At 42.5% G+C, this 16,105-nt stretch carries 16 protein-coding genes; 3 read left to right on the forward strand and 13 right to left on the reverse strand.

All coding sequences use genetic code 11. The annotated features are described in order from the left end of the window. Positions 1 to 149: 149 nt before the first annotated feature. The 12 genes from LGO15_RS13280 to LGO15_RS13335 all read right to left on the reverse strand — a co-directional run bounded on the left by LGO15_RS13280 (position 150) and on the right by LGO15_RS13335 (position 12,224). Entirely contained in the window at positions 150 to 953 is an 804-nt protein-coding gene (locus LGO15_RS13280) for a serine hydrolase (protein ID WP_167830883.1), read from the reverse strand. Between the two features lie 12 nt (positions 954 to 965). Further along, a complete protein-coding gene (locus LGO15_RS13285) occupies positions 966 to 1,976 on the reverse strand; it encodes an ABC transporter ATP-binding protein (protein WP_167830942.1) in 1,011 nt (336 codons plus the stop codon). A gap of 2 nt (positions 1,977 to 1,978) precedes the next feature. After that, positions 1,979 to 2,908 carry a C40 family peptidase gene (locus LGO15_RS13290; RefSeq protein ID WP_167830884.1) on the reverse strand — a complete coding sequence of 310 codons (930 nt, stop codon included), beginning with the start codon at positions 2,906 to 2,908 and terminating at the stop codon, positions 1,979 to 1,981. Then, positions 2,895 to 4,001, reverse strand: coding sequence for a mandelate racemase/muconate lactonizing enzyme family protein (locus LGO15_RS13295; RefSeq protein WP_167830885.1), 1,107 nt, complete (start codon positions 3,999 to 4,001; stop codon positions 2,895 to 2,897). The genes LGO15_RS13290 and LGO15_RS13295 overlap by 14 nt, the downstream gene beginning before the upstream one ends. Before the next feature lie 21 nt (positions 4,002 to 4,022). Beyond that, entirely contained in the window at positions 4,023 to 4,943 is a 921-nt protein-coding gene (locus LGO15_RS13300; RefSeq protein ID WP_167830886.1) for a S66 peptidase family protein, read from the reverse strand. Positions 4,944 to 5,287: 344 nt separating this feature from the next. Continuing rightward, complete coding sequence (locus tag LGO15_RS13305; protein ID WP_318999784.1) at positions 5,288 to 6,913, reverse strand: peptide ABC transporter substrate-binding protein; 1,626 nt, start codon at positions 6,911 to 6,913, stop codon at positions 5,288 to 5,290. A gap of 62 nt (positions 6,914 to 6,975) precedes the next feature. Then, a complete protein-coding gene (locus tag LGO15_RS13310) occupies positions 6,976 to 7,971 on the reverse strand; it encodes an ABC transporter ATP-binding protein (RefSeq protein ID WP_167830887.1) in 996 nt (331 codons plus the stop codon). Positions 7,972 to 7,976: 5 nt separating this feature from the next. Continuing rightward, positions 7,977 to 8,930 carry an ABC transporter permease gene (locus LGO15_RS13315; RefSeq protein WP_167830944.1) on the reverse strand — a complete coding sequence of 318 codons (954 nt, stop codon included), beginning with the start codon at positions 8,928 to 8,930 and terminating at the stop codon, positions 7,977 to 7,979. Further along, the gene (locus LGO15_RS13320; RefSeq protein ID WP_226085006.1) at positions 8,930 to 9,862 is read right to left on the reverse strand and encodes an ABC transporter permease; all 933 of its coding nucleotides are present in this window, start codon (positions 9,860 to 9,862) and stop codon (positions 8,930 to 8,932) included. The genes LGO15_RS13315 and LGO15_RS13320 overlap by 1 nt, the downstream gene beginning before the upstream one ends. A gap of 55 nt (positions 9,863 to 9,917) precedes the next feature. Then, positions 9,918 to 10,742, reverse strand: a complete 825-nt coding sequence (locus tag LGO15_RS13325) for a M55 family metallopeptidase (protein WP_226085007.1) — start codon at positions 10,740 to 10,742, stop codon at positions 9,918 to 9,920. A 284-nt stretch (positions 10,743 to 11,026) separates the two neighbouring features. Next, entirely contained in the window at positions 11,027 to 11,656 is a 630-nt protein-coding gene (locus LGO15_RS13330; RefSeq protein WP_167830890.1) for an NUDIX hydrolase, read from the reverse strand. A 421-nt stretch (positions 11,657 to 12,077) separates the two neighbouring features. Then, positions 12,078 to 12,224 carry a lmo0937 family membrane protein gene (locus tag LGO15_RS13335; RefSeq protein WP_167830891.1) on the reverse strand — a complete coding sequence of 49 codons (147 nt, stop codon included), beginning with the start codon at positions 12,222 to 12,224 and terminating at the stop codon, positions 12,078 to 12,080. A gap of 150 nt (positions 12,225 to 12,374) precedes the next feature. Between LGO15_RS13335 and LGO15_RS13340 the strand changes: the two genes are divergently transcribed. Continuing rightward, on the forward strand, positions 12,375 to 13,160 hold the full coding sequence (locus tag LGO15_RS13340; protein WP_167830892.1) for an HAD family hydrolase: 786 nt from the start codon (positions 12,375 to 12,377) through the stop codon (positions 13,158 to 13,160). Between the two features lie 51 nt (positions 13,161 to 13,211). On the opposite strand, the gene LGO15_RS13345 is transcribed toward LGO15_RS13340, so the two are convergent. Continuing rightward, positions 13,212 to 14,051, reverse strand: coding sequence for a formate/nitrite transporter family protein (locus LGO15_RS13345; protein WP_167830893.1), 840 nt, complete (start codon positions 14,049 to 14,051; stop codon positions 13,212 to 13,214). Between the two features lie 190 nt (positions 14,052 to 14,241). Here LGO15_RS13345 and LGO15_RS13350 point away from each other — a divergent pair, with 190 nt between their 5' ends. Beyond that, positions 14,242 to 14,844, forward strand: coding sequence for a PadR family transcriptional regulator (locus LGO15_RS13350; protein ID WP_167830894.1), 603 nt, complete (start codon positions 14,242 to 14,244; stop codon positions 14,842 to 14,844). An 11-nt stretch (positions 14,845 to 14,855) separates the two neighbouring features. Beyond that, the gene (locus tag LGO15_RS13355; RefSeq protein WP_167830895.1) at positions 14,856 to 16,097 is read left to right on the forward strand and encodes an MFS transporter; all 1,242 of its coding nucleotides are present in this window, start codon (positions 14,856 to 14,858) and stop codon (positions 16,095 to 16,097) included. Positions 16,098 to 16,105 lie beyond the last annotated feature (8 nt).

Here is a 16,105-nt window from a genome sequence, read left to right on the forward strand (position 1 = left end):
CTCCTTGCAAAATCAAAATGGATATCACAATTATTTTAATTGTGTTGATTTTTTTAATCAACAATAGAATGGAAGCATTATCTGTTAGAATACAAAAATACCAGATATTAAATTGCTAGCAGCTGATATCTATCTGTTATCAGAAACTATCACTTATGGTCGATTGGAGTCGAAAGCCCTGTTATAAAGCTGTTTATATGCTTCCCAATCTGCTGAATTGTCGATTTTCCGGATTGTGGATTTGATAGTTCATCAATGAGTACAACAATAATTGCTTCATTCTCTCCATAGGCAATTATACCGCAATCATGTTCGACTCCGGGAAGTTCTCCCGTCTTATTTCCGATTTCAAGTAATGTATCATCCATATAAAATGGCAGCTTTTCTTTGAATTGCTGTTGAAGTAAAAACGCATGGAATATAGATTTTGAGTCTTGGTTGAGTAGATCTCCTTTAACTCCTTCTTTCAAGCATAGTCCGATATCTGCAGCAGATGTATAATTATCGAGACCGGATTGAATAGCTGAGAAATCCAGCATTTTACGCTGCAATATAGAATGGCTCATTCCTAGCCTGGAAATAGTGGCATTAATAGAGTCTTTGCCAAGCAAATCAATCATCAGGTTGGTTGCCGAGTTATCTGACACGATGATCATAAGGGACATTAAATCCACAACCGGCAGTTGTTTGACCTTCATAGCCTGAAGAACACCGGTGTCACCAATTTTGTCTCCTTCTTCAATAGGCAATTGACTTTCTTTTTGCAGCTGGCCTGCCTCCATTTGCCTCAAAGCTTCGAATAAAATCGGCAATTTTATCAAGCTGGCAGACTGGTAAACCTCATTACTGTTAAATTCAATCATTTCTCCTTCAATCTCCAAAAACAAACTCGCCCGGCCATTACACCCAGCGAGTTCTTGCAACAGTATTGTTCTTAATTCTTCTAATGTCATAGTTTTTATTCCTTACCTGATATTGACAAGCATTTCTTTTTTATTTTTTTCGTCTAAATGTTCATCATATAGATGGCAGGCGACATAGTGATTCTTGTCGATTTCCTGCCACACAGGTTTCTTTTGAGCACAAATATCCATGGCATGCTGGCATCTTGTCCTGAAAACACAGCCGCTAGGCGGATCCATCGGACTTGGGAGTTCTCCTTGCAGGATGATTCGTTCGCGCTGATCCTCCACATCAGGATCGGGTATCGGTATGGCTGACAGTAACGCTTGAGTGTACGGATGGAGCGGTTTATTGTATAACTGGTTACTAGCAGTAAGCTCGACGATATGGCCGAGGTACATAACTCCGATCCGGTTGCTGATTTGCTTCACCATTGAAAGATCGTGAGCAATGAATAGATAAGTCAAACCCTTTTCTTCTTGCAGTCGCTTCAGCAGGTTTACCACCTGGGCCTGAACGGATACATCAAGGGCTGAAATTGGTTCATCTGCTATGATAAAATCCGGATCCAGCGCAAGTGCCCTGGCAATGCCAATCCTTTGCCGCTGACCGCCGCTGAATTCATGAGGATAACGGTTGGCATGGTCGCGATTTAAACCAACATCCTCAAGCAGCTGATAGATTCTTTCAAGGCGTTCTTTTTTGTTCGGGAACATTCCATGGACTTCCATCGGTTCTGAGATAATTTCTTTTACTGTAGAACGAGGATTCAGTGAAGCATACGGATCCTGGAAGATCATCTGCATCTGCTTATGGAACTGGAATTTTTCTTTCTCTGAAAGTGAATGCACGTCTTTGCCATTGAAAACAACTTCTCCACCTGTCCGGTCATAGAGTCCAATCATGGTTCTTCCGGCTGTGGATTTACCGCAGCCTGATTCACCAACAAGGCCAAATGTTTCTCCTTTATATATATCAAAGGAGATGCCATCCACTGCTTTTAAGATTTCATTTTTACCCATAGTGAAATGCTTCTTAAGATCTTTTACACTTAATAAAACTTCATTTTCCATCATTATTCCTCCGTATCAATCCAGTAGCGTCTTGCTGCACAGAGTTCTCTCTCGTAGATCGTTCCTTCCAAGGAAATGATTTCAATATTCTTTCCTGTATTCGGTGAATGAAGGAGCTTGCCATCTCCATAATAGATACCAACATGATGGATGCTTCCTTTTCCCTCCTCATATGCGAAGAAAAGTAAATCCCCTGGCATGATGTTTGATAGCGGAACTTGTTCACCAGCTGCCGCTTGTTCATGGGCGTCCCTCGGAATAATATAGCCGTTCGCCAGGCACATATTGTAACTGAAACCAGAACAGTCATAGCCATAACTGCTCATTCCTCCCCAAAGATATGGCAGACCTAGGAACTGCTCGCCGGCAGCCACGACCGCTGCACCATTCCCATTAGGATTTTCCTCCTCTGTTGGAAAAACCGATACATCCTCAGCTCTTAAAATGCCGATACCAGTTGGTGTTTTAACGCGAATTCGATCGACTATATCCTCCACTACAGGCAACCTGGTCTGATAGCTTAATTCCATTAACTTTTCGTTCTTTTCGGAATATAGCAAGGCTTTCTTAGCGGTAATGACAGCTACTGACCCTTTTTTGATATACCAGTCTGATTGCTGGATAAGCTGATTTTTCGGCATCCACCCCGGATAACCCCGTCTATCTTTTCCTGACGGCTGGTCTGGAACAACAACATTTGCCCATTCATTCGTTTCTCCTATGATCATGACTTCCTGGCCAAATAAAACCTGTGATTGAACAAGGTTGTCATCGCATAATTGTAATCGTGGCTCATATGTAAGCTTTTCAAGCCATTTTTCTATATTCAAGTTTCCGGAAGTTGCATCCTTATCAATTTCCCTTGCTGAATCATGGGAAGTCCACAATGTCGCTACGGGTACATTGACGAGCCAGATATTATTGCTTTCCATTGGAATTTCCTCCTTCTAAAAGGATTTCTTTTATACCGAGACCAGGTTGGTCCGGAAGGGTGATATTTCTGCCATTATACATTATTCCGCCTGAAATTACGTCATTCGCCAGCATTAATGGCGCATCAAAATCAAAACGGGTGATGTTTTTCTTGCTTGCCGCGAAATGGGCAGCAGCTGTTATCCCCAGCCTGGTTTCAATCATACTGCCAACCATACATTCAATCCCGGCGGTTTCAGCCATTTGGTTAATCATTTGAGCCTGATAAATTCCTCCTGACTTCATTAACTTAATGTTAATCAAGTCAGCGCTTCTCCTCTTGATGACTTCAAATGCCTGTTTAGGTGAAAAAACACTTTCGTCAGCCATTATTAAAGTATCGACTGAATCAGTAACCTGCTTTAAACCTTCCAGGTCATCTGCTTTAACCGGCTGTTCAACTAGCTCGATATCAAGGCCAAGATCCTCCATTTTTCGGATGGCCCTGACTGCATCCTTTGGTTTCCACCCCTGGTTCGCATCAAGACGAATCTTAATGTCATTGCCTATCCTTTTGCGGATTTCATGGATCCTGGCAATGTCGGTCGAGATTTCACCTATCCCTACCTTTACCTTTAGCACATTGAATCCATTATTAACATAATGAACGGCATCTTCACCCATTTCATCAGGGCTGTTGACGCTGACGGTAAAATCAGTTTCTATCTCGTTTCTGTATCCGCCAAGGAATTGATATAACGGAAGACTGCAATTTTGCGAGATACAGTCATAAAGCGCCATATCAATGGCTGCCTTTGCACTTGAATTATTTACAAGGGCGGTTTTTAACCCCTGAAAGATAGCTTCATAGTTAATAAGGTTCTTTTTTAACAAAAATGGCTTGATAACGTCATTTATTGCTGCCTCAATACTTGCGAGACTGTCCCCTGTTATGACCAAAGTTGGCGGTGCTTCTCCCCAGCCAGTGATTCCGTTATCACAGGAAATTTTAACGAAAATCGCTTCAGCGACCGTAACTGTACGGAGTGCGGTTTTAAATGGCTTGATCAAAGGGACAGCAATGCGCATAGTTTCGACTTTTTCAATAATCATAACTCTAACTCCCTTTTAGTTCTAGTTGATTCCACTCTCTATAAAAAGCCTTTTTTCTTTCGTATCCATGGAAGCATGCGCACCGAGCGGAACTCCAATATGCGGGGAACAATGCCCCATTTTGAAGCCTTGTAGTGCCGGCCTGCCCGCAAGTTGAATGTAATGGTCAATAACTTCTTCAAGAGATAAAGAAAGCTCTCTTTCAGGTACGCAGTTATTAAAGTCACCAATTATGATCCCGGCTGATTCCTGAAGTTTACCAGCCATATAAAGCTGGTTCAACATGCGATCAACTGCCCTCGGTTCTTCATTTATATCTTCTATAAGCAGGATCTTTCCTTCTGTATTAATTTCAAAAGGAGTGCCCATCGAACTTGATAGAAGTGAGAGATTTCCTCCAACCAGAGGACCTTCAGCGGATCCTGGAACCAATTCTTCAATTTGGGAAATAGTAGAATCATAATTCAGCTCAGCTGGTGCAAACAATTGCTTGAAAGTATCCTTGGATATTTGATTAGCCTCTTCTTTTCCAATATCCGAAGCAAGCATCGGACCGTGGAAAGTAATCAGCCCTGTCTGCTGCCTGATGGCAGTATGCAAGAATGTAATATCGCTGTAGCCCCAGAAAATTTTCGGGTTATTTTTAATAGCATCATAGTCTAATGCGGAGGCAATCCTGGCTGTCCCATATCCTCCTCCAGCACAGATGATCGCTTTGATTTCATCATCAAGGAACATTTCATTTAAGTCGGCCAATCTCGCTTCATCATTTCCGGCAAGATAACCATATTCTGAATACAAGGATTTTCCTAATTTATAATTGAGCCCTAAATCCTCGACGAATTTTAAGCCGCGCTTCAGGTTTTCCTTGTTAGGCGGACTCGCTGGCGCAATAACAGCCACCGTATCACCTTTTTTCAAGCGTGTGGGCTTAATTGACATGTCAATCAACTCCCTTAGTGAAATTTTTATTTTTTTAAAAAATTGAATTATTAACCTTAATTATCAGGATAAAAAATATCCTGCTTTTACCCAAAATCTGTTCTCTGGTCCCTTTTGGTAAATTCAACGGCTCTGCTTTTACCCATAATCTGCGCTCCGACTCTTTTCGGTAAATTCAACGGCTCTGCTTTTACCCAAAATCTGTGCTCCGACTCTTTTCGGTAAATGCAACGGCTCTGCTTTGCGGAGTAAAATAAAATTAGATATGTTATAAGATATTATTAAAGAGTATGTACTAGTAAAAAAGAGGTGTTCCAAGATGAACACCTCTTTCTTAGAAAAAATTACTTCTTATCTGCCCACTTTAATTCAAGGTATCCAACCGGATGGCGGACAACATCGGATACTGCTTCATTTTGCAGATATACCTGGTTATAGAAGTGGACCGTGAAGATTGGTGCTTCTTCAAACAGGATTTTTTCTGCCTGATACATCAAGTCAAAACGCTTTGCTTCGTCAGATTCATTCTTTGCTTGCTGAATCAGCTCATCATATTTCGGATTGCCCCAGCCAGTACGGTTCATGGAGTGACCTGTCTGGAAGTTTTCCAGGAAATTGATTGGATCAGCATAGTCAGCAAGGAATGAGCTTCGGGAAAGCTGGTGCTTCAATGCTTTCTGTTCTTCTGCGAAGACGTTCCATTCCATGTTGGCAAGCTTGACTTCAACACCTAAGTTTTCTTTGAACATTTGCTGTAAAGCTTCTGCGATCTTTTTGTGCACATCGCTTGTGCTGTATGTCAGGGTCACTTCAGGAAGCTCGGTGTAACCCTCTTCTTCCATTCCTTTTTCAAGTAATGCTTTCGCTTCTTCTACATCAGTCTTATTGAAATCTCCATTCACTTCACGGAAATCCTTACCTGATGGATCCTGGAATCCAGGAGATACAAAGCCATAAGCAGCTTTTTCTTTGTTCTTCGTGACATAGTCAACGATCTTCTGCTGGTCAACCGCTAGAGCAAATGCTTTACGGATGTTCACGTTCTGGAATGGTTCCTTCGTGACATTGAAACGGTAGAAATAGTCGCCAGCTTGATCGTCTACATTTACCTTTCCTTCGTCGAACAACTTTTCACTTAATTCAGCAGGAACGTCGGAAACATCCAAATCCCCAGCCTCATACATTTGATACTCAGTGTTTGTGTCGTCTACGATTGCCCATTCAACACGATCAAGTTTTACGTTTTCTGCATCCCAGTACTGGTCATTCTTTGCCATGACGAATTTTGTGTCATGCTCCCAGCTAGCAAGGTTAAATGGTCCATTGCCAACGAAAGAGTCTGCTTCAGAAAACCATTCAGGGTTTTCCTTGGCAACCTTTTCATTGATCGGGAAGAAAGCCGGATTGGCAATGACACTTAAGAAATAGGCCTGTGGACTTGTTAATGTAACTTCAAATGTCTTATCATCCACCGCTTTTACTTTTACATTGTCAGCAGAACCTTCTCCGCTGTTGAATTCCTCTCCACCTTCAATGAAGTATCCAAGGAATGCCGCAGCAGAACCTGTTGCTGGATCAAGGAGGCGCTTCCAAGCGAACTCGAAATCATTTGCTGTTACAGGGTCTCCATTGGACCATTTTGCATCTTCACGAATGTGGAATGTGTATGTCTTTCCATCTTCAGATACATCCCATTTTTCTGCAGTAGCTTCTTCTGGCTGATGATCTTTACCAAGACGTGTCAGACCTTCCATCAAATTGTTCAATGCGTTCCAAGAAGCTGAATCAAAACCGATTGGCGGGTCAAAAGATGTTGGTTCCTGGCCGTTGTTCAGGTAAAGAACCTTTTCCTCTCCTCCATCACCACTGTCTTTCCCTTCTTTTTCTTTTCCTGCATTGTCGTTCGCGGTACATGCTGCCATTGTGAATACGAGCAGTGCCGCCATGAGTATGGTTAATAACTTCTTCACTCTGTTTCCCCCTTATGTTGATCCAAATATATATATCAAAAAGGCAAAAGCCTGATTGAACGCTAGTTACTCGCAATTAATTTTTTTGCACGCTCATCCTGCAACCAGCAGTCCACCCCGTGGCTGTTGGAAAGCTTTGTTTCTGCTGGATAGACTTTGTCACAAACTTGCATTGCATATGGGCAGCGGGCTGTAAAAGGACAACCCACTGGCGGTGAGAACAAATCAGGCGGTGTCCCGCCGATTGGGACCAACTCCGCCCCGTCAACATCCAAACGCGGAACTGAGTTCAATAACCCTTTCGTATACGGATGCTGAGGATTGTAAAAAATCTCTCTCCTTGTTCCTGTTTCAACAATCTTGCCTGCATACATGACCGCGATCCGATCTGCGACTTGTGCTACAACACCAAGATCATGGGTGATCAGGATGATGGAGACGCCAGTTTTTTTCTGGATATCACGGAACAACTCTAAAATCTGGGCTTGGATTGTCACATCCAGTGCTGTTGTCGGCTCATCGGCAATCAACACTTCCGGCTGGCAGACCAGCGCCATGGCAATGACGATCCTCTGCCTCATCCCGCCGCTGAATTGATGCGGATATTGTTTCAGCCGAGCCTGCGGACTTGGAATTCCCACTAGGTCAAGCATTTGTACTGCAACCTTCTTTGCCTGCTCCTTTGATAGCTTCATATGCTGCAGAATTCCTTCTGTCAGCTGATCACCAATTGTCAAAGTCGGATTCAGTGCAGTCATCGGATCCTGAAAGATCATTGATATATCTGATCCGCGAATTTTCCGCATTTCTGAGTCCTTCAGTTTCGTCAAGTCTTTTCCTTTAAAAAGGATGGATCCGCCGTCAAACTTGCCAGGGGGTTCCGGAATCAATCTCATGATACTTTGGGAAGTCACGCTTTTCCCGCAGCCAGACTCTCCAACAATTGCTAATGTTTCGCCTTTATGTAAATCAAAAGTGACTCCGCGGACAGCTTTTACCTCTCCGCCGTATGTCTTAAATGAAACATGAAGGTCTTTTACTTCCAGTACTTTTTCCATGTTGCTTACCTCCTTAGCTTCGGGTCAAGTGCGTCCTGAAGCCCGTCACCTAAAACGTTAAACGAGAACATCGTCAATGAAATGAAGAATGCCGGGAAAAACAATCTCCACCAGTCACCTGACAGGATAACCGGCAAAGCATCACTAGCCATCGATCCCCAGCTCGCTAGCGGTGCCTGGATGCCCAAACCAAGGAAGCTAAGGAATGCTTCGGCAAAGATTGCTGATGGAACGGATAGTGTAATCTGCACAATTATTGGCCCCATCGTATTTGGAAGCAGATTTTTACGGATGATCCGTGCTGTTTTCGTTCCAAAAGTTTTCGACGCTAAAACGTATTCGTAGTTTTTGATCTGGAGTACCTGGCCGCGCACAATCCGTGCCATACCAATCCATCCAGTAATGGTCAGTGCGAATATAATCGTAGCAAGGCTTGGCCCCATTACTACACTAATTAAAATGACGACAAGCAAATATGGAAGGCCGTAAAGAACTTCGATGATTCTCATCATAAAATGATCTGTTCTTCCACCCTTATAGCCTGCAATCCCTCCATAAATCACTCCAATTAGAAAATCAATCAAAGCTGCAGCAATGCCGACGAATAAAGAAATACGGGCACCATACCACGTACGTGTGAATACATCACGACCGAGTTCATCAGTTCCGAACCAATGTTCACTTGATGGCGGCAGATTCTGATTGACCAAATCCTGATGGTCCACTGTGTGAGGCGAGATGATCGGACCGAATACAGCCATGAATGTCAATACAGATAAGAAAAACAACCCAAGCATTGCCAGCTTATTCTTAAGGAGACGTCTCCAGGCATCCTGCCAGTACGATAGACTTGGCCTGACAACAGCTTCTGCTTCTGAGTCATTTTTTTCTATTGGAACAAACCAATCGTCTGGAACGGACGAGGCTGCTTGTGGTTCCTGATGTTTACGCAGAGCCATCATTTCCCCTCCTTTTTATGAAGCTTGATCCTTGGGTCAAGTATTCCGTAGGCGAGATCTACAAGGAAAAGCATGACGATCAATACCGTACTGTAAAAAATCGTTGTTCCCATTATGACTGGATAATCACGTTGGTTAATGCTCTCGACAAAATACTTACCCATGCCAGGAATGGCAAAAATCTTTTCGATGACGAAAGTTCCTGTAAGTATGCTGGCTGCTAATGACCCAAGAATGGTGACAACCGGCAGCAATGCATTTTTCAATGCGTGTTTAAAGACGATTTTAACTGGTGACAGCCCTTTTGCCTTTGCTGTCCGTATGTAGTCTTGCGTCAAGACCTCAAGCATGCTTGATCTCGTCAATCGGGCAATGATGGCCATAGGTCCTGTAGCGAGTGCCAGAGTCGGCAGAATCATGTGCTTAGGGCTTGTCCAGGTGGCAACCGGAAGGATTTCCCAGGTTACAGCCAACTGCTGGATTAATAGTGTCGCCATTACAAAGTTTGGTACAGAAATACCGACAACCGCTACTGTCATCGCAAGATAATCGATCAAGCCATTATGGCGGAGAGCCGCTATGATCCCTAGAAGGATGCCGGAAAATATCGCGACAATCAAAGTGATCATTCCAAGCTCGAATGAGACAGGGAATCCTCTTCCAAGCATCTCGTTTACAGTCTGAGAGGACTTTTTAATAGAAGGACCGAAATCAAATGTCGCGACCGACTTTAAATAAATAAAGTACTGGATGTATAAAGGCTCATCCAAATGATAGAAACTTTCAAGGTTCTTTTGGACCGCTTCACTCGTTGCCCGCTCTTCATTAAAAGGAGAACCGGGAATAGAGTGCATCAAGAAGAAGGTCAGCGTAATGATGACCAACAGCGTGACCGCCATCGAACCGAGTCGTTTGAGTAAATAACGGAGCATTGACTCACATCCTTATCATGTCTTAGTGTCAGTTCTTGAGGTGGTTGAGCACATTCTATGAAAATGTCGTCCTCATGGCCAGCTCTGTCATCACAAGCATAGCTTGATAGGCTTCTAGTATGTCCTTGGCCTGGAACTTTACAATAGTCGTTCCCTCTTCGATTTCTGTACCAGGCATCAAATTTGCCCACTCTGCCTGCCCATAGTTAGCAAATTCAATTCGTAATACAGGATTCTCAGGTGGAGTAAGCGGTTTCACTTTTTCCAGATTCTTGATAGCCGCCTCTGTCTTTTCAGAAAGCAGTTCACCAGCTTTGACCGGAGTCAGAGACTTTGCAGCAGACCGGGAAATAGACTGCTTGACTACAGCTGTTGTAATGCCAGGGATCAACGCCTCAGCTTCGCGTGCAGCACCATCGTCCCCTGCGATCATGATGACAGGTACTCCAAAATAACCAGCCACATAGGCATTGAATCCGAGCTCTCCTATTTGAACATCATTGATCCACATATGGCGGACACCGAAGATCATCGAATGAGACATTACACCGCTCATAGAAGCTCTTGCATGGTAGCCAACAAAAACGGCACCTTCAAAGCTATCATCAAGCCCTTGGACCATTGAGAAAGGCTTCACATCGCCAGTAATCAACTGGGTATCTGGATGAAGGTCCTCTATTAAGAGATTGTTCATCTTAGAGTGGCTATCATTGACGATGACTTCACGGCAGCCAGTTTCAAATGCTTTTGCAATGACATAGTTTGCTTCCTGGGTCATGATTTTTCGACCACGTTCGTAATTATGCTTAGAAGAATCCACATGGGTATGGTCGACCAGACCAGTGATTCCTTCCATGTCCACAGATATGTATAATTTCATAATTTGCCCAACTTTCTATGAATAATTATCTTAAAATTATAAATAATAAATCTACCAATCGCAACCTTTTTTGCTATTAAATTCAGCTCTTACAAGGAAATAGTAGATTTGTCACTGATTTAAATGTTGCAAAATCGTTATTGAGAGAATAATATTTTTGCGTATTTTTTAGAGAAAGATGTAGGAAATGAATTTCCAAATTCTCTTTTCTATACCCGCAGGAGTTTTTGAAACAGTTTTATCAAGATAATGGTTTCCACGAAAAAAAGGAGCAGTATATGCTCCTACTCTTTAGAATGATGGTTCTCCATCAGTTCAATAAAATGGGTCAGCACTCTGGCTGTAAGACCCCATATCACCTTTTCGTTAGCTCGATAGAAATATTCATCCATTTTCCTTGTTTGCCAATTGTAATTCTCGCCTCCAATAATCAAATCGAAAGGAAAACCATCTTCTGGCTCCACCTGGAAATTGATTTTATAACTGTCAGGCTGGTTCTTTTTAAAAAATGACAAAGGTACTGTGAATACCTCACCCACTTCTGCTTCATTCGGAATGATTTTACTTGGATCACTGATTCTACCGGCAAAAGGATAAATGATTGTACCAAATGCCGATACCATATAATCCAGAGGAAACACATCGACGATTTCACTTTCATTTATGCCAAGCTCTTCCGAGGTTTCCCTGACCGCTGCTTTTTGAGGTTCTTCTCCTATCTCTATCCTGCCGCCCGGAAAGCATACCTCTCCAGGCTGCCTTCTCATTGTAAGGGATCGCACCTCAAATAAAATATGGATCTCGTTATTGACTTCCACTAATGGTAGCAATACTGCGAACTTGATGAATTGTTCATTGCCCAAAATTGCAGGTGTACGCCCCAATAAAGTTTTTGTAATCTGATTAATGTTCATTATTGGACCTCCACTCTCGCCATAAAGTATGTATTGTCATTGTATTATGAAAAAGCATAGAAAATAAAGGAAATGGCTTTTATTATTCCAAGGTTTAAATTCGGGCAAATTGAATGAACAGCGCATGCCACACTCGTTTTATGTAATGAGCCCCTGGTTTCAAACAACATTGCTATAAGAGCGCGATTGGTGAAGTAAACTTCCTGATATGAGAAAAACAGAGCGCCTGCAAGCCCGATTGGTTACCTAAAATCCCTAATATTTCGAAAATTGGCCAACAACAACATCGGTTGGTTACCTGAAATCCCTAAAATTTCGAAAATAGGTCACCAATATGCCCTGTTCATTAAAAAAACAATCCAACTGTAGCAAATACCAATTTAAAAGGCAGCGACTATTTGCCGCTGCCCTAAAACTCCTATCAACCAGAAGCCCGTCCTTTGATCGCCTTATATGCAATCAAGATAATCCCGATGACCAGGAGGATATGAATGATTCCGCCGGCGATTTCAAAAATCAGACCTAGAAGCCAAAGTACCAGCAATATTCCTGCTATTGTCCATAACATTAGAAACATCTCCTTTCCTTATTGTTTTCTTGGTTAAAGTTTACCCTTTTGTAAATTCTATTAAACAAGATCCGTCATACCTCATTATTTGATAACTTCAGGGTCATTGTGTAACACTTAAACTATCCTTTTAAGTCAGGAGTATTTGCCATGGGACATTTTAAGATTTTATTTTTGGATATAGACGGAACGATTTTAAAACCTGATGATACGATTGAAGACTCTACGAAGACAGCTATTAATAATATGAAATGGCAAAACATTGAGGTGGTTTTAGCTACAGGACGTCCGCTCCATGAGATATCGGAGCTTGCAGAGGAACTTCAGATTACTTCATTTATCGGATATAATGGCGCACTGGGAATTTATGAAGGCGAAACGATTTTTGCCGAACCAATGCACCCTGATGATGTAAAATACATTTTGGATGTTGCAGCTGCAAATGACCATGAAGTTGTTTGTTATACGCATGAAAAAAATTACTTGACCAATCTGGAATCAGAATCGGTACAAGCCTTTCTCAAGCAATTCCATTTACGCCAAAATGCAGTTTTCACTGAAAATGCGATCGAAAAAATTCTTGGCATGACGATCATCACTGCTGGAAAAAATGGTGAGTCGCTTTACAGATTCAAGAATGGAATCCATTTGTCCCAGGTGAATGTCGAGGGTATGAAGCATTGCTATGATGTAATTCGTGATCATGTAAATAAAGGGATTGGCGTCGAATTCCTTCTAAAAAAACTGGGGATTAACCGTGAAGCCTCAATTGCCTTTGGAGACGGAATGAATGACAAGGAAATGCTGGCAAGTGCTGGTGAAGGATTCGCGATGGGCAATGCGCATCCTGACCTGTTTCAATATGCAAAACATAAGACAACTGCTGTTACAAACTCGGGGATTTACAATGGTTTAAAATCTCTTGGATTATTATGAAATAAGCCTGTGACATAAAAAATGGAGCCCCTGCCTCAGAGGTTCCATTTTTTATTTGCTTGCTGCCCGTTTTTTTGCGCTTGCCTTTGAAAATTGATCCTCAGGCTGTACAGCAGACTTTTTAATGTTGTCTTTATAGCTCATCCAATAGATCAAAGCTACGAAGACTCCACCTCCAACTGCATTGCCTAAGTAAACGGGAACAAAATTAGTGAAGTACTCCCCCCAGCTATAGTGGCCTGCAAAAATTGCAGCAGGGATGACGAACATGTTTGCGACTACGTGCTGGAATCCGATTGCCACAAACCCCATGATCGGGAACCAGATGGCCAACACCTTCCCCGTCATGTCGGATGCCCCATATGAGAGCCACACCGCTAAACCAACAAGCCAGTTACAACCTATCCCTGAGAAAAAAGCCGCCCAAAAACCAGCATCCAGCTTTGCACCTGCTACCGCGACTGTTTTTTCAAGATAAGGTCCCGTTTCGGTCAAGCCAACAATATGGCCAAAAAAATAGGCTACAAAAAGAGCGCCAACAAAATTGCTCAGAGTAATCCAGAACCAATTTTTCAATAGCATCTTTACTGTTACCTTCTTCGCAAGACTGGCCATTGAAATGGCAGTCATATTACCTGTCAACAGTTCTCCCCCGGCAAGAAGGATTAAAATCAGGCCAAGAGGAAATACCGATGCACCAAGGAATGTTCCAAAAGTTCCCCACTCATGCGGCAGGTTCGCGATTACCCTGATGTCCAAAAGATACCCTATAGCAATAAAAGCCCCGCCCAGGAATCCCAGTGCCAGCATGTTCTTTACAGGCATAGCTGCCTTGTATGTGCCAGAATCTATAGTCACTTGAGCAATTTCCTGAGGTTTACGAAATGCCAATTCAAATTCCTCCTGTTCTTAAGATGCAATTTTTAATTTGGTCATTGAAGATTTCTTTAATGGCTTAATTCCCCTTTGTCAAACAAAAAAACAGTTTTTTATTTTTTTGACATTTTTTTGTATTAGACATATCATATTGATATATCAAAACGATATATATATATTAATAAAAACTAAGGGAGAAATGCACATGTCAATTGAACATTCAATCCTTGCAGTTATTAGTTTCCGACCAAGCACTGGGTATGACATTAAAGCTGAATTCGAGCATAAAGCGGCAGGCCTATTTTGGGGTATGAGTTATGGCAGCCTATACCCAAAGCTTAAGAAGCTTGAAGAACATGGGTATATCATTACCATTGAGTCAGAAGCAGAAGGCCGCAAGAAAAAACTTTATGAGCTGACCGGCAAAGGCTGGACAGAATTGGAAAGCTGGCTTGCCAGAAAACCAGAACCTCCTAACATTAAGGATGAGTTATTCATTAAAATGGCTGCCTGGCACAATGAGATGGATTTAGGGCTTCTGGCCGGCCATTTAAAAAATAGAGCCCAAGAGTCAGAGGAAATATTAAGCTTCATCAAGGAATGGAAACAGAATAATACATCTTATATAAACAGTGTCGGAATGCTGGCAATGAGATACGCGGAGTTAAAACTCGAGGCTGAGCTTCAATGGATAAAAGAATCGCTTGACTCCCTGCAGAATGATAGACTTCCTGAGGGTCAGGATCCGAAGAAACTTGGACAGAAACAAGTGGAACGAAGAAAGGAAGCACTTAAAGCAGATCAATAGGAGGGCTTAGTATGAATACTGGTATTTTTAAACCGCTGAAAAACAAGGCTTTTCGTTCGCTTTTTGGTGCACAAGTATTTTCCGATTTGGGAAACTGGCTCGACTTTATTGCCATACAGGTTATAGTTGCGTACCATTGGGATCTTGGCGAAGGGGCAATTGCTTCCGTCATAATCGTCATGGGAATACCGTGGGTAATCATCGGGCCGCTTGCCAGTGTGTATGTAGACAGACTTCCACAAAAGATGCTGATGATATCATGCCTCTGGTTAAGGATTTTCTTTGTTGCCGGTTTATTTTTTGCGCCAAACCTTTATGTTATGCTCCTTTTTGTTTTCCTTAAGGCGACTGTAGCTGCATTGTATGATCCAGCAAGACAGAGTGCGATCAGACATACAGTTGCAGATGAGGAACTTCCTGAGGCTGTAACTTTGAGTCAATTATCAGTCAATACAATGAAAATCATAGGGCCCGCCTTAGGTGGCGGTATCATCGCCCTTTACGGAGTAAAGAGCCCATTTATTTTTGAGGCAACAGGCTTTTTGATTGCGATTGCGATATTGTTCACACTGCCGAAAATAGAAACAGAAGCACCTGCGGGGATGCAAAATAAAACCTCATATTTAGAAGATCTTAAAGAAGGAATTCAGCATATTTTCTCAGCAAGGATTCTAAAAGCTGCAATCATTCTTTCCTCCATTGCCTTTTTCATCATCTTTTTGTATGATGGTTTGTTTATCTTTGTTGCGCAGAATCTGGGATTTAGCGGTGAAGAATTCGGCCTGCTTGTCAGTTCTGTTGGATTTGGCAGCGTGATTGGCGCACTTTTCCTCGGCCGATTTACCGGCTGGAAAAATATGCCGATTCAGTTAATAGCTTCAGCTTCTGTACTGAGTGGCAGCTTGATTCTTACTATTGGAATCGGCGTATTGGGGATATTTGAACTCCCTAAGATTATGTGGATGGCTGGCGCTTTCCTTCTTGGACTACTCGCTTCTGCAGAAGGTGTTCCATATGGTTATGTCCTGCAATCAGAAACACCCAAGAACATAATGGGCAGGGTATCATCAACAGCTGCCTCCCTGCAGACATTCTCGATGCTGGTCGCCCCTGCTGCGGGTGCACTGCTGGCAAAATCAATCGGTGTTTCAGGCGTGCTGATAGGTGCAGGCATTGCCACCTTTTTTCTCGGGACAATTGCTTTAGCTTTCCATTTAAGAAAAAACGAAAAAGTAAAAAGCCTTGAAGCCTAGAGCTGTCA

It is taken from the genome of Mesobacillus sp. S13, from assembly GCF_020422885.1.
In the GTDB taxonomy this organism is placed as follows: domain Bacteria; phylum Bacillota; class Bacilli; order Bacillales; family Cytobacillaceae; genus Mesobacillus; species Mesobacillus selenatarsenatis_A.

Excerpts from the sequence above, each read along its gene's own strand:
- LGO15_RS13285 (WP_167830942.1), bottom strand. The coding sequence starts at position 1,976 with ATGGAAAATGAAGTTTTATTAAGTGTAAAAGATCTTAAGAAGCATTTC.
- LGO15_RS13310 (WP_167830887.1), bottom strand. The coding sequence starts at position 7,971 with ATGGAAAAAGTACTGGAAGTAAAAGACCTTCATGTTTCATTTAAGACA.
- LGO15_RS13330 (WP_167830890.1), bottom strand. The coding sequence starts at position 11,656 with ATGAACATTAATCAGATTACAAAAACTTTATTGGGGCGTACACCTGCA.
- LGO15_RS13280 (WP_167830883.1), bottom strand. The coding sequence starts at position 953 with ATGACATTAGAAGAATTAAGAACAATACTGTTGCAAGAACTCGCTGGG.
- LGO15_RS13320 (WP_226085006.1), bottom strand. The coding sequence starts at position 9,862 with ATGCTCCGTTATTTACTCAAACGACTCGGTTCGATGGCGGTCACGCTG.
- LGO15_RS13315 (WP_167830944.1), bottom strand. The coding sequence starts at position 8,930 with ATGGCTCTGCGTAAACATCAGGAACCACAAGCAGCCTCGTCCGTTCCA.
- LGO15_RS13355 (WP_167830895.1), top strand. The coding sequence starts at position 14,856 with ATGAATACTGGTATTTTTAAACCGCTGAAAAACAAGGCTTTTCGTTCG.
- LGO15_RS13325 (WP_226085007.1), bottom strand. The coding sequence starts at position 10,742 with ATGAAATTATACATATCTGTGGACATGGAAGGAATCACTGGTCTGGTC.
- LGO15_RS13335 (WP_167830891.1), bottom strand. The coding sequence starts at position 12,224 with ATGTTATGGACAATAGCAGGAATATTGCTGGTACTTTGGCTTCTAGGT.
- LGO15_RS13300 (WP_167830886.1), bottom strand. The coding sequence starts at position 4,943 with ATGTCAATTAAGCCCACACGCTTGAAAAAAGGTGATACGGTGGCTGTT.
- LGO15_RS13350 (WP_167830894.1), top strand. The coding sequence starts at position 14,242 with ATGTCAATTGAACATTCAATCCTTGCAGTTATTAGTTTCCGACCAAGC.
- LGO15_RS13290 (WP_167830884.1), bottom strand. The coding sequence starts at position 2,908 with ATGGAAAGCAATAATATCTGGCTCGTCAATGTACCCGTAGCGACATTG.
- LGO15_RS13295 (WP_167830885.1), bottom strand. The coding sequence starts at position 4,001 with ATGATTATTGAAAAAGTCGAAACTATGCGCATTGCTGTCCCTTTGATC.
- LGO15_RS13340 (WP_167830892.1), top strand. The coding sequence starts at position 12,375 with ATGGGACATTTTAAGATTTTATTTTTGGATATAGACGGAACGATTTTA.